9 protein-coding genes are annotated in these 13,344 nt (G+C 72.2%); 7 read left to right on the plus strand and 2 right to left on the minus strand.

All coding sequences use genetic code 11. The features are described from left to right. Nucleotides 1-132 precede the first annotated feature (132 nt). From ACFPIH_RS31920 to ACFPIH_RS31935, 4 genes are all read left to right on the plus strand, one after another. Nucleotides 133-1,380: an MFS transporter gene (locus ACFPIH_RS31920; protein WP_381180602.1), complete on the plus strand. Its 1,248-nt coding sequence runs from the start codon at nt 133-135 to the stop codon at nt 1,378-1,380. A gap of 326 nt (nt 1,381-1,706) precedes the next feature. Continuing rightward, nucleotides 1,707-3,482, plus strand: coding sequence for a glycoside hydrolase family 35 protein (locus ACFPIH_RS31925; RefSeq protein ID WP_381180600.1), 1,776 nt, complete (start codon nt 1,707-1,709; stop codon nt 3,480-3,482). Continuing rightward, nucleotides 3,482-5,869 carry a beta-galactosidase gene (locus ACFPIH_RS31930; RefSeq protein WP_381180599.1) on the plus strand — a complete coding sequence of 796 codons (2,388 nt, stop codon included), beginning with the start codon at nt 3,482-3,484 and terminating at the stop codon, nt 5,867-5,869. Before ACFPIH_RS31925 ends, ACFPIH_RS31930 begins: the two co-directional genes overlap by 1 nt. A gap of 809 nt (nt 5,870-6,678) precedes the next feature. Then, nucleotides 6,679-7,740 carry a LacI family DNA-binding transcriptional regulator gene (locus ACFPIH_RS31935; protein WP_381180597.1) on the plus strand — a complete coding sequence of 354 codons (1,062 nt, stop codon included), beginning with the start codon at nt 6,679-6,681 and terminating at the stop codon, nt 7,738-7,740. A 57-nt stretch (nt 7,741-7,797) separates the two neighbouring features. On the opposite strand, the gene ACFPIH_RS31940 is transcribed toward ACFPIH_RS31935, so the two are convergent. Beyond that, nucleotides 7,798-8,403: a TetR/AcrR family transcriptional regulator gene (locus tag ACFPIH_RS31940; RefSeq protein ID WP_381180595.1), complete on the minus strand. Its 606-nt coding sequence runs from the start codon at nt 8,401-8,403 to the stop codon at nt 7,798-7,800. A 161-nt stretch (nt 8,404-8,564) separates the two neighbouring features. Between ACFPIH_RS31940 and ACFPIH_RS31945 the strand changes: the two genes are divergently transcribed. After that, the gene (locus ACFPIH_RS31945; protein WP_381180593.1) at nt 8,565-9,383 is read left to right on the plus strand and encodes an alpha/beta fold hydrolase; all 819 of its coding nucleotides are present in this window, start codon (nt 8,565-8,567) and stop codon (nt 9,381-9,383) included. 66 nt (nt 9,384-9,449) lie between these two features. Here ACFPIH_RS31945 and eno read toward each other — a convergent pair whose 3' ends face one another. Next, the gene (gene eno / locus ACFPIH_RS31950; protein ID WP_381180591.1) at nt 9,450-10,733 is read right to left on the minus strand and encodes a phosphopyruvate hydratase; all 1,284 of its coding nucleotides are present in this window, start codon (nt 10,731-10,733) and stop codon (nt 9,450-9,452) included. 106 nt (nt 10,734-10,839) lie between these two features. On the opposite strand from eno, the gene ACFPIH_RS31955 reads away from it, so the two are divergent. Together ACFPIH_RS31955 and ACFPIH_RS31960 are read left to right on the plus strand one after the other, a co-directional pair. Then, nucleotides 10,840-11,706 carry a winged helix-turn-helix transcriptional regulator gene (locus ACFPIH_RS31955; RefSeq protein ID WP_381180589.1) on the plus strand — a complete coding sequence of 289 codons (867 nt, stop codon included), beginning with the start codon at nt 10,840-10,842 and terminating at the stop codon, nt 11,704-11,706. 182 nt (nt 11,707-11,888) lie between these two features. After that, a complete protein-coding gene (locus tag ACFPIH_RS31960) occupies nt 11,889-13,247 on the plus strand; it encodes a nucleobase:cation symporter-2 family protein (RefSeq protein ID WP_385877989.1) in 1,359 nt (452 codons plus the stop codon). Nucleotides 13,248-13,344 lie beyond the last annotated feature (97 nt).

The following is a 13,344-nucleotide window of genomic DNA, read 5'->3' on the forward strand; positions in this document are numbered from 1 at the left end:
CGCCCCCGAACGGACTCGTGCGCACCGTCTTGACGTCACGAATGTTACCGGTAACATCAACGCCCGTCGGAGGAACACCACCCATCCCCACCCCGCCCACACCGCCGTGGGCCACCCGCCCCTGGAGGCCGCGTGACCAACCCCCGCACGCACCCCCGGCGCACCCCGCCAAACCCGGACGCAGACGCACGGGACAAGGCGAGCACCCCCGCCCTCACGGCACCCGACCGCACCGCACCCGCCTTCACCACCCCGGCGGTCGTCGCCTCCTGTATCGGCTTCGCCCTGATGGGCGCCCTCCAGGCCTTCTACGGCCCCTCGATCCCGGCCCTGCGGCAGGAGTTCGGCCTGGCCCCGGCCGCCGCCGGCCTCGCTCTGAGCGCCCACTTCGTCGGCGGAGTCGCCGGAGTCCTCCTCTTCGACCGGCTGTACGGCCGTACCGGAAACCGGCGCATGCTCGGCACGTCGTACGCGTTCATGGCGGCCGGAGCCGCGGGCTTCGCCCTGGCCCCCACCTGGCCCCTGGCCCTGGCCGCCGCCCTCCTGGCGGGCCTGGGCGTCGGCGGAATCGACTACGGGCTGAACCAACTCTTCGCCACCGGCTTCGGCCACCGCTCCACCGCGATGCTCAACATCCTCAACGCCCACTTCGGCATCGGCGCGATCCTCGGCCCCGCCCTGATCGCGGCGGTCGGCGCCGACCGCTACCCGACGGTCTTCCTGGCCTTCGCCCTGGCCAACCTCCCCCTCCTGCTCTGTCTGAAGGGCGTACGCGACCGCGCCCCCCAACCCGCCGCCCCCGACACCGACGTCCCCACTCCCCGCAACCGCGCCCTGCGCTCCGTCCTCACCGTCTTCGTCGCGCTGTACGTCCTGCACGTCGGCATCGAGGCCGGCGTCGGCGGCTGGGAACCCACCCACCTGGAGACCGTCGGCTACGGCGCCGGCCTCGCGGCCACCGCCACCTCCGTCTACTGGCTGATGATGACCGTGGGCCGCTTCCTCGTCGCCCCGCTCGCGCTGCGCTTCTCCGCCCAACAGATCATCACCGTCTCCTGCGCGGGCATGACGGCCTGCCTCCTGCTCGCCGCCGTACCGGACCTCGCCCCCTACGCCTACGCCGGCGTGGGCCTCTTCATCGCCCCGATCTTCCCCACCGGCCTCCCCTGGCTGAACCAGGCCGTACCCCGCCACCGCCGTGCCGGCGCCCTGGTCATCGCCGCCTCCCTGGCGGGCGGAGTGGCGGCGGGCCCGTCCCTCGGCAAGGCCATCGAGTGGTCCGGCGTACGGGCCGTACCCCTCCTCCTGGCCGCCGTGTCGGCCGCATGCCTGGCAGCGACACTCTGGCTGACCAGAGCGACCCGCACGCCACCCCCGTGACTCCATCCGCAGCTCCCGATCTACTTCCGTGACCTCGTCCGCGGCCCTCGATCCCCTCCGCGATCCCATCCGCGGCCCCGCCTCGCCTCCGTGACCTCACCCGCGGCCCTCGATCCGCCTCCGTGACCCCATCCGCGGCCACCGATCCACCTCCGTGACCCCATCCGCGGCCCCCGATCTACTTCCGTGACCTCGTCCGGGGCCCTTGATCCCCTCCGTGACCCCATCCGCGGCCCCGCCTCACCCCCGTGACCTCGCCCGCGGCCCCGAGCCACCCCCCCGGCGCAAGCGCACCGACAAGCCTGCCCACCGAAGGGACACCGACGATGCCCGCCCTCACCACCACCCGCGACGGCTTCCTCCTCCACGGCGAACCGTTCCGCATCCTCTCCGGCGCGCTGCACTACTTCCGCGTCCACCCAGACCAGTGGACCGACCGTCTCCGCAAGGCCCGCCTGATGGGCCTGAACACGGTGGAGACCTACGTCCCCTGGAACCTCCACGAGCCCGAACCCGGCACCCTCGACCTCGACGGCCTCCTCGACCTCCCCCGCTTCCTGCGGCTGGCGGACGCCGAGGGACTGCGTGTCCTGCTCCGTCCCGGCCCGTTCATCTGCGCGGAGTGGGACGGCGGCGGCCTCCCCTTCTGGCTGACCGCCGACCCGACCGTCCGCCTGCGCACCAGCGACCCCCGCTTCACCGACGCCGTCGACCGCTACCTCGACCTGCTCCTCCCGCCGCTGCTGCCGTACATGGCGGCGGCGGGCGGCCCGGTCATCGCCGTACAGGTGGAGAACGAGTACGGCGCCTACGGAGACGACGCCGCCTACCTCAAGCACCTTGAGAACAGCCTGCGTTCACGCGGCATCGAGGAACTCCTCTTCACCTGCGACCAGACCGACGGCGACCACCTCACCAAGGGCGGCCTCCCCGGCGTCCTCGCCACCGGCACCTTCGGCAGCCGGGTCGACCGCTCGCTGGCCCGTCTGCGCGAGGCCCAGCCCGAAGGCCCCCTGATGTGCGCGGAGTTCTGGATCGGCTGGTTCGACCACTGGGGCGGCCCACACCACGGCCGGGACGCCGCGGACGCCGCCGCCGACCTCGACCGACTCCTCGCCGCGGGTGCCTCCGTCAACATCTACATGTTCCACGGCGGCACCAACTTCGGCCGCACAAGCGGCGCGAACCACCACCACGCCTACGTCCCGACCATCACGTCGTACGACTACGACGCCCCCCTCACGGAGTGCGGCGACCCGGGCCCGAAGTACCACGCGTTCCGCGAGGTGATAGCCCGTCACACCCAGGTACCCGCCGCACCGGTGCCGTCCCCGTCCCCCAAACTCCCGCCCATCACAGTGGAGTTGACCCACCGGGCCGCACTGCTCTCCGTTCTCGGCCCCGCCGTGCACTCCGCCGGCGACCCCCTCACCGCCGACGAACTGGGCGAGCGCGCGGGCTACGTCCTCTACCGCACCACCCTCCCCACCCCCGGAACCACCCAAATCCCCGGAACCGGCCTACTCCACTTCGCCGGCGGTGTGGGCGACCGCGCCCAGGTCTTCCTGGACGGCGCCCCCGCCGGTGTCCTCGAACGCGAGCGGTACGACGAGACCCTGCCCGTTCACGTCCCCCGCCCCGGCGCCGTCCTGAACGTCCTGGTGGAGAACATGGGCCGGGTCAACTACGGGCCCCGCATCGGCGTACCCAAGGGCCTGCTCGGCCCGGTCACCTTCGACGGCGCACCCCTCCGGGGCTGGGACTGCCACCCCCTGCCCCTGCCCGACGTACCGGGCACCCTCCCCTTCGCACCGGCCACCACCCCCACTCACGCCCAACCGGCCTTCCACCGGGGCACGTTCGAAGTGGAGACCCCCGCAGACACCTTCCTCGCCCTCCCCGGCTGGACCAAGGGCGAGGCCTGGATCAACGGCTTCGCCCTCGGCCGCTACTGGAACCGAGGCCCCCAGCGCACCCTCTACGTCCCGGCCCCCGTCCTGCGCGCCGGCACCAATGAACTCGTCGTCCTGGAACTCCACGGCACCACCACCCCGCGCGCCCAGCTCACCGACGCGCCCGACCTCGGCCCGGAGCCCTCCTGATGACGCACCATCACCTCCGCATCCCCGCCCGGCCCGCGGCCCCGCTCGTCGGACACCTCCCCTTCGCCGACGCGCCGACCGCGCCCGACCCCATCGAGGTCACGAGCCGCTGGCTCACCAGAGGCGGGCGCCCCTGGTTCCCGGTATCCGGCGAGTTCCACTACTCCCGCCATCCCGCCCGGCACTGGGAGGAAGAGCTGCTGAAGATGAAGGCGGGCGGGGTGACGGCGGTCGCCTCCTACCTCATCTGGATCCACCACGAGGAGACCGAGGGCCGTATCCGCTTCGACGGCGACCGCGACCTGCGCCGCTTCGCACAGCTCTGCGCCCGGCACGGCCTCGACTTCATCCCCCGCATCGGACCCTGGTCGCACGCCGAGGTGCGCAACGGCGGCCTCCCGGACTGGGTGTTGACCCGCACCGCCGCACCCCGCACGGACGACGCCGCGTATCTCGCCGCCGTACGCCCCTGGTTCAGGGCGATCGCCGCCCAACTCGCCGGTCTGGAACGGGGGAACGACGGCGGCCCGATCATCGCCATCCAGATCGAGAACGAGCTCTACGACCAGCCCGGCCACCTCCTCACCCTGAAGCGCATGGCCCAGGAGGCCGGCCTCGACGCACCGCTGTGGACGTCGACGGCGTGGGGCGGAGTCCAACTCCCGGGCGACGAACTGCTTCCGCTCTACGGCGGTTACCCCGAGACCTTCTGGACCGAGGCCGACGGCGGCTGGCCCGACACCTGCCGCAAGCACTACTTCTTCACCCACCAGCGCGACGACGAGGGCATCGGCGCCGACCTGCGCCCGACGACCGTACGCGGCACGGATCCCGCCACGCACGAGGACCGATTCCCCTGGGCCACCTGCGAGTTGGGCGGTGGCATGGCGGTCGCCTACCACCGCCGCCCGCGCGTCGACGCAGCCGACGTCGGCGCCCTCGCCCTCACCAAGATCGGGTGCGGTTCGGCCTGGCAGGGCTACTACATGTTCCACGGCGGCACGAACCCGCAGGGCGAACTGACGACCCTTCAGGAATCCCACGCCACCGCCTACCCCAACGACCTCCCCGTCCTGACGTACGACTTCCAGGCCCCCCTGGGCGAGTACGGCCAGTACCGCCCTTCCTACGACGAACTCCGCCTCCAGCACCTCCTGTTGGCCGACTTCGGTACGACGGTCGCCCCGATGCGGTCCGTTCTGCCGTCCGTCGGCCCCCGCGACCAGCACGACCGCGACACCCTGCGCTGGGCGGTCCGCACCGACGGCCGCGCCGCCGGCTTCCTCTTCGTCAACAACCACCAGCCGCACGAGCCGTTGCCGGCCCACCCGGGGACGACGTTCACGGTGGAGTTCCCCGAGGCCGAGCCCCTGACGCTGCCCGCCACCCCTGTCACCGTCCCCTCCGGCTCCTACTTCTGCTGGCCCCTGCGCCTGGAGGTGGCCGGCCTGCGCCTCGACTGGGCCACCGCCCAACCCGTCTGCACGGTCACCGACGACGACGGCCGTACGATCCTGGTCCTGGCGGCGACGGACGGCATCCCGCCCGAACTCGCCCTGGGCGCACGGACGGTACGGACGGTCACCGGATCAGGGACCGTCGACGTCGACAGGGCCGGCGACCGCATCCTGATCACCGGCCTCCGCCCCGGCGTCGACGCCCTCGTGGAGACGGAGACCGCTCACGGCGGGCGGGTGGCCCTGCTCGTTCTCGACGCGGCGACGGCCCGCACGGCGTACCGGGGCCGGGCCTGGGGCGCGGACCGCCTGGTCCTGTGTGCCGACGGCGTGGTCTTCGACGAGGAACGCGACGAGGTGCGCCTGCACACCCGCACCGGCGGGCCGACGGCCACCCTCGCCGTCCTCCCCGCCCCACCCCGCCCCCCGAAGGCCCTCGGCGCGACCGTGCGGGAGAGCCAGGACGGCGCCCTCACCCGCTACACCCTGCTCCCCGACACCCCGCCCCCCACTCTCCCCGAACCCTCCCTCATCCTCCTCCGTCCGGCGGGTCCGCCACCCACTCCCGTCACGGGCACCCTCGGACGCGCGAGCGCCCCTGCCGACGAGCACTACGACGCCGTAGCCGCGCTGTACCGCGTGGAGATCCCGCCCGCCGCACCGGAAGGCACCCTTCTGCGTCTGCACTGGACGGGTGACGCGGCGCGCGCGTACGTGGGGGACAGGCTGGTGGCCGACCAGTTCTTCGCGGGCCGCCCGTGGGACATCGCCCTGGACAGCCTCCCGCCCGACCAGCCCCTCCTCCTGAAGCTCCTGCCACCGGCCCTCGAGGCGAACGTATACGCGGCGGGGCAGACCCTCGGCGGCCCGGCGGAGGTGACCCGCGCGGAATGGGCACAGAGCACACGGTGGACCCTGGGCCCCGGCTGACACCACGCGAGGCCCCACCGGGCCCCCACCTGGGCTGCTCGCGCGGCGTCCCCACCTGGGCTGTTCCCGCAGGGGACTCCACCTGGACTCGCGCAGGGGCGTCCCCACCTGGGCTCCCACCGGGGTCCCACCCGAGCTCCCGCAGGGGCCCCACCTGGGCTGTCCCCGCAAGGGTTCCCACCTGGGCTCGCGCCGGGGGCCGCGCCTGGGCTGTTCCCGCAGGGTCCCCACCTGGGTTCGCGCAGCGGTCCCCACCTGGGCTCGCACAGAGGGTTCCCCCTGGGCTCCATCACGGGGTTTCCGTCTGAGCACCTGTACGGGGTTTCCGTCCGGGCTCCCGCCCGACGAACCCGCTTGGCTTCTCACGCGGCGTGCTCGCCCAAGCCCCCGTGCGGTGCGCTCGTCCAAGCCCCCGCGCTGGGCGCCCGTCCGGCGGACCCATCCGGCCGCATCGCACGGCGGTCGACCGGGCCTGCGTACAGGGGTCCTGCCCAGCTTCCCGGTCGGCCGCCTCCCACACGGCGCCCCCCTGGTCTCGCGTCCAGGGGCTCCACCCGGCGGGCCGCCCGGCCGCAGCCGGCGCCGCGCAGGCGGCAGCCGAGCGCTCCCGCCTGGGGCGCTGCCGCCTGGGGCGCTGCCGCCTGGGGCGCTCCCGCCTGGGGCGCTCCCGCCCAGGGCGCCCCCCTCCCATCGACCGCCGCGGCCTATCCTGTGGGTCCGCCGGGGCGGGGTTGACGGCTCGGCGGGGTCGTGGGCGTGAGCAGGTGCGTCCGCAGTCACCGCCGGCCGACGGAAGAAGAGCCCCCACCATGACGCCAAGCGCCGCCGACGGCCCGGCGACCAAGGGCCGCAGCCGCCGCAACTTCGCGGGCACGCGCCCGGTGATGGACGACGTGGCGAAGCTGGCCGGGGTCTCCAAACAGACGGTCTCCCGGGTGCTCAACGACAACCCGTCCGTACGGGCCGAGACCCGCGAGGCGGTCCAGGCGGCGATGCGGACCCTCGGCTACCGCCCGAGCAGCAGTGCCCGCTCGCTGGCCAGCGGCCGTACCCGGATGCTGGGCGTGATCTCGTTCGACGCGGCCCGCTACGGACCCGCCTCCACGCTGACCGCGATCAACACGGCGGCGCAGGAGGCCGGTTACCTCGTCAGCTCGATCGCCCTGGACACGGCCGACAAGGACACCGTCGTCCGCGCGGCGGACCGCCTCTCGGCGGAGGGCGCGGACGGCGTGATCGCGATCGCCCCCCAGCTGTGGGTGGCGGCGGCCCTGGCCGAGGCCCACCTGGACACCCCGCTCGTGGTCATGGACAACGAACTCGGCGCGGGCATCCCGATGGTCACCTCGGACGGCCGCACCGGCGCGCGCCAGGCCACCGAACACCTGCTGTCCCTCGGCCACGCCACGGTCCGGCATGTGGCGGGCCCGACGGGATGGACGTCGGCCGACCGCCGCGCGGAGAGCTGGCGGGACACCCTTGAGGCGGCGGGCGCCGAGGTCCGCCCTCCCCTCATCGGCGACTGGAGCGCGGACTCCGGCTACGACCTCGGCCGCGAACTGGCGAAGGACCCCACCGTTACCGCGATCTTCGCCTCCAACGACCAGATGGCACTCGGTGTCCTGCGCGCCCTGCACGAGGCGGGCCGCCGGGTGCCCGAGGACGTCAGCGTGGTCGGCTACGACGACATCCCGGAAGCCGCCCACTTCCTCCCCCCGCTGACCACGATCCGTACCGACTTCACCGACGTCGGCACGACCTCCCTGCGCATCCTCCTGAACCGCATCGACGACCCGACGGCACCCCAGCCGGCCGTCACCCTCGTCCCCGTCGAGCTGTACACCCGCCACAGCACCCGCCCCCCGGCCTGACCGGTTCACGCGGCCGGCTCACGCAGCCGGTACACGCGACCGAACACCCCGCCGGACTCACCCCATGGCACGCACGGCCGCCTCGGTCAGGGTGACCGCGGTCCGTACAGCGCTGGCGACGGCCTCGTCCGGATCGAGCCCGCACAGATCCGTGAGCGTGAAGAGCGCCTCGGCGCCCACGGCCACCGCGAGGGCCAGCTTGAGCTGGGCGAAGGCTTGCGGATCGGTCGTCCCGAGGGTGTTTTCGAGGGGCCGGAGCGCATGGTCGATGAGCCCGAAGCGGAGGCCGGGGCGGTGGGACACCGTCTCGGGCCGGGTGATGGTCGCCGAGATCATCGCCCGCACCGCCCCCTCACGGGCGAGGATGCCGCGGAGCAGGAACTCGCAGGCGAAGGCGACGCGTTCGACGGGGTCCGCGGATCCCGCGACCGGTGCGAGCGCCTCGGCGGGAGGCGGCCACACACCGGCGAGTGCCTCGCTGATCAGTGAGGGAAGGTCGGGGAAGTACCGGTAGGCGGTGGCCTCGGAGACCAGGGCCGCGCGGGCGATCGCCGGCATGGTCACCTCGGCGCCCGTGCCGATGAGTTCCCGGGCGGCTGTCACGATCGCCGTCCGCGTGCGCAGCTTCTGGTTGGTACGACCGGTGCCCGCCTGCGCCGTCATCGTGAGACTCCTCCTGTTGTTCCACACGCATGCTAGCAGCTGCCTCTCGTCATGAGAGTCCACTTGCATAACGAAACGAGACCCGCCTATCCTCATGAGAGTCGGCTCTCGCGAAGGAGGGGCGACGAGCCCGACCCTCGCCCCCGTCCGAGGAGCACCGCATGACCACCACTGCCACCACCACCCACGCCCTCACCCTCGACCAGGGCGCCCTCGACCTCACCGTCGGCCTCACCGCCGGCCTCCATGGCCAACAGGGGCGCCCCTTCCTGCTCCTGCACGGAGGCGGCGGCCCGCAGACGGTCACCCCCTTCGCCGGCCTCCTCGCCGAGCAACGCCCGGCCCAGGTGTTCACTCCCGTCCATCCCGGCTTCGACGGCACCCCCCGCCCCGACTGGCTGACCGGCGTCACGGCCCTGGCGCAGGTGTACGCGCAGCTGCTCGACGCCCTCGACCTGCGGGACGTCGCCGTCGTCGGCAACTCCATCGGCGGCTGGATCGCCGCCGAACTGGCGACCCTGGGCAGTGACCGGATCAGCAGCGTCACCCTCGTCAACGCCGTCGGCATCCCCGTCCCCGGCCACCCGATAGCCGACACCTTCTCGCTGACCCCCGTCGAACTGTCCCGCCTCTCCTTCCACGACCCCTCGAAATTCCGCTTCGACCCCAGCGCCCTCACCGAGGCGCAGCGCGCGGTCATGGCCGCCAACCGCGCCACCCTGCAGCTCTATTCGGGCCCGCACACAATGGCCGACCCCACCCTTCCCGACCGCCTGGCGAAGATCACCCATCCCACCCTGGTCGCCTGGGGAGCGAGCGACCGGATCGTGGACGCCGACTACGGGCGCGCGTACGCACAGGCCGTCCCCGGCGCGGAGTTCCGGCTGCTGGAGGGCACCGGCCACATGCCCCAGACCGAGACACCCGAGCAACTCCTCCCGGTGCTCTGGGACTTCACCGAAACCCACCCCACCAACTGACCCCGAAACCCAAACCACCGCCTCCCCCCGAAACCCACCCCACCGACTGACTCCTCGACTGACTCCTCAGCGGCGCAGCCCCAGGGCTTCCCTGCCCGCGTAACGAGCCGCTGCCCCCAATTCCTCCTCGATACGGACGAGTTGGTTGTACTTGGCGGTGCGGTCGGAGCGGGAGAGCGAGCCCGTCTTGATCTGCCCGCAGCCGGTGGCCACCGCGAGGTCGGCGATGGTGGTGTCCTCGGTCTCGCCGGAGCGGTGCGACATGACGACGGTGTAGCCGGCGCGGTGGGCGGTGGCGACGGTGGCCAGGGTCTCGGTGAGGGTGCCGATCTGATTGACCTTCACGAGAACGGAGTTGGCGATGCCGTCCCGGATGCCGGCGCGCAGCAGTGTCTCGTTGGTGCAGAAGACGTCGTCGCCGGTGAGCTGACAGCGCTTGCCCAGCCGGGCGGTCAGCGCGCGCCAGCCGTCGTGGTCGTCCTCGGCCATCGGGTCCTCGATGGAGGCGACGGGGTAGCGGTCGACGAGCGTGGCGAGGTAGTCGGCGTGCTCGGCGGGGGTACGGCGGACGCCCTCGCCCGTGTAGTCGTAGAGGCCGTCGTGGAAGAACTCCGAGGTGGCCGGGTCCATGACGAGGGTGATGTCGGTGCCGGGCTTGTAGCCGGTCTGCTCGATGGCGTGTACGACGAAGTCCAGGGCCTCGTCGGCAGTGCGCAGGTCGGGTGCGAATCCGCCTTCGTCGCCGACGTTCACGCTGTGGCCGGCGGCGAGCAGATTGCCGCGCAGGGTGTGGAAGACCTCCGAGCCCATACGGACGGCCTCGGCGAAGGTGCCCGCGCCGATCGGGGCGATCATGAACTCCTGGAAGTCGAGCGGATTGTCGGCGTGGGCACCGCCGTTGATGATGTTCATCATCGGTACCGGCAGCAGACGGGCGTCGACTCCGCCGACGTAGCGGTAGAGCGGCAGCCGGTGGGCGGCAGCGGCGGCCTTGGCGGTGGCCAGCGAGACCCCGAGCAGGGCGTTGGCGCCGAGTCGCGCCTTGGTGTCCGTACCGTCCAGCTCGATCATGGTGCGGTCGACGGTCGTCTGGTCCTCGGCGTCGAGTCCGGTCACGGCGTCCGCGATGCTCTCGTTCACGGCGTCCACCGCCCGCCGAACGCCCCTGCCGTGGAAGCGGGTTGGGTCGCCGTCGCGCAGTTCGACAGCCTCCCGCGCGCCGGTCGAGGCGCCCGACGGCACGGCCGCGCGGCCGAGCGATCCGTCCCTGAGTTCCACGTCCACCTCGACGGTCGGGTTGCCCCGGCTGTCGATGATCTCCCGTGCGACGACCCGGCTGATGGCGGTCACGGTGCAGCTCCTCACGCTGGACCCGCACGCGGCGGGCGGTAGGTTCCATCCAGAAAGTTCCATCCGGAAACAAAGTGAGTCCCGAAAGGGAACTTACTATGGGCGCATGAGGATGCACAACGCCGACGAGACCTGTGGAATCGCCCAGGCCGCCATGGTCCTGGGGGACTGGTGGAACGTTCTGGTGCTGCGGGAGGTCGCCCGCGGCCACGTCCGCTTCGACGCGCTCGCCGCCGAGATCGGTCTGTCCCGCAAGGTGCTCACCGAGCGCCTCGGCCGGCTCGTCGCCCACGGAGTCCTGCACCGCAGCCTCTACCAGCGGCGTCCGGTGCGCTACGAATACCTGCTCACCGATGCCGGGACCGCGCTGCTCCCGCTGCTCGTCGCCATGCAGGACTGGGGCGACCGATGGGTGCTGGGCGACGGAAGCGTCACCGCGACGGCGACAGCGGACGGCGCCGAGCACGCCCGGGTGCACGCCCTCGCCGGCACCCGTCTGCCCGACGGCCTCGAACTGCCCGGCCCACAGGGCGCCGAACTGCCCGTTGTCTCACCGGAGTCCGCCGCGACCGTGCTGTTCACCTACCCCGGCACGGGCGTCGACTGGGGCGAGCGGATCCCCGGCGCCGTCGGCTGCACCCTGGAGAACCGGCTGTTCCGCGACGCCTGGCCCGACTTCCAGCGGGCGGGCGTGGACGTACGCGGAATCAGTACCCAACTTCCTTACGAACAGGCGGAGTTCGCCCGAGCCGAAGAGATCCCGTACCCCCTCCTCTCCGACACCGGCCACCAACTCGCCGCCGCCCTGCGGCTGCCGACCTTCCGCGGCGCGGGACGGCTCCGGCACAAGCGCCTGATCCTGATCGTCGACGCCGAACGGACCGTACGGCACACGCTGTTCCCGGTCGACGACATCCCGCACGCCGTCGCCCGGAGCCTGACCCTGGCCGCGGCCTGCGCCCGGACGCCATGAGCGGCGGTCGTCTGTTCGCCACGCGAAATGCGAGGGAAACCTGGTCAGCAAAAAGTTGATCCACGGTTCTTCTACCAGGCCCCACGCCCCGCTCCGCCCCGCTCCGGAGGCCCCCCATGTCACAGGCCCCTGCCCCGTCCCCGTCCCCGTCCCCATCCCCGTCCGCATCCGAAGCCGCCACCGTGCCGCCGCCCGCCCGGCATCCCGTCGACCAGGTCCTGCCGCCCGCCCGGCTCGGTCTGCTCGGCCTCCAGCACGTGCTGGTGATGTACACCGGCTGTGTCACCGTCCCGCTGGTCTTCGGCGCTGCGGCGAAACTGGACACCTCGACCATCGGCCTGCTCATCAACGCCGACCTGCTGGTGGCCGGCCTGGTGACACTCCTTCAGTCCCTCGGCGTCGGCCGGGTGTTGGGCGTACGGCTGCCGGTCGTGGCGGGTGCCACCTTCACGGCCGTGACACCGATGATCCTGATCGCGGGCGAGTACGGCATGCAGGCGGTGTACGGCTCGATGATCGCCGCCGGTGTCTTCGGACTGCTGGTCGCGGTGCCGTTCGCCCGCGCGGTGCGGTTCTTCCCGCCGCTGGTGAGCGGTTCGGTCATCACCGTCATCGGACTGTCTCTCATTGGGGTGGCCGCCGGGCTGATCGCCGGCCTGGACCCCACGGCCAAGGACTACGCCGCGCCCAGCCATCTGGCCCTCGCGGGCGGCATCGTGCTGCTGATCGTCGTCGTCAGCCGCTTCACCAGTGGATTCCTGTCCCAACTCGGCGTGCTGCTGGGCCTGTTGGGCGGCACGCTGGTCGCGGTCCCGATGGGCCTCACGGACTTCTCCTCGGTCGGCGACGCCGACTGGCTGGGGCTCGCCTCACCCTTCCACTTCGGAGCCCCGCACTTCCCGGTCGCCGCGGTCATCTCCATGTGCGTGGTGATGCTGGTGACGTTCACCGAGTCCACCGCCGACATGCTCGCCGTCGGTGAGATGACCGGCCGCCCCCTTTCGCGGGGCGACCTGGCACGCGGCCTCGCCGGCGACGGCGTCTCCGGTGTCCTCGCCGGCGTCATGAACGGCTTCGTGGACACCGTCTTCGCCCAGAACGTCGGCCTGGTCGGCATGACCAAGGTCCGCAGCCGCTACGTCGCCGCCGTCGCCGGAGGCATCCTTGTCGCGCTCGGCCTGGTCCCCAAGCTGGGCGAGGTCGTGGCCTCGCTGCCGGGGCCGGTGGTCGGCGCGGCCGGGCTGGTCATGTTCGCCACCGTCACCGCCGTCGGCATCAACACCCTGCGCAAGGTGGAGTTCGAGGGCACGAACAACCTGCTCATCGTCGCGGTGTCCATCGGCGTCGGCATGCTGCCCGTCGCGGCGCCGACGATCTACCACGCCTTCCCGACCTGGGTACAGATCATCGGCGGCAGCGCCATCACCAGCGCCACGCTCGCCGCGTTCCTGCTGAACCTGCTCTTCAACCACCCGCAGCGTTCCGCTACATCGGCACCCGATGGGAAAAAGGGGTTGGACGGCATGCCACTCGGCCAGTAACGTGCGGAACGCCGTGACGCCGTGCGAGGAGGTGAGACCCATGAACGCTGTAGCTGTGTGGGTGCTCCCCCTGTGGTCACGGTCGGGCGATTGACAT

It is taken from the genome of Streptomyces vulcanius, assembly GCF_042653945.1.
GTDB lineage: Bacteria > Actinomycetota > Actinomycetes > Streptomycetales > Streptomycetaceae > Streptomyces > Streptomyces mangrovi.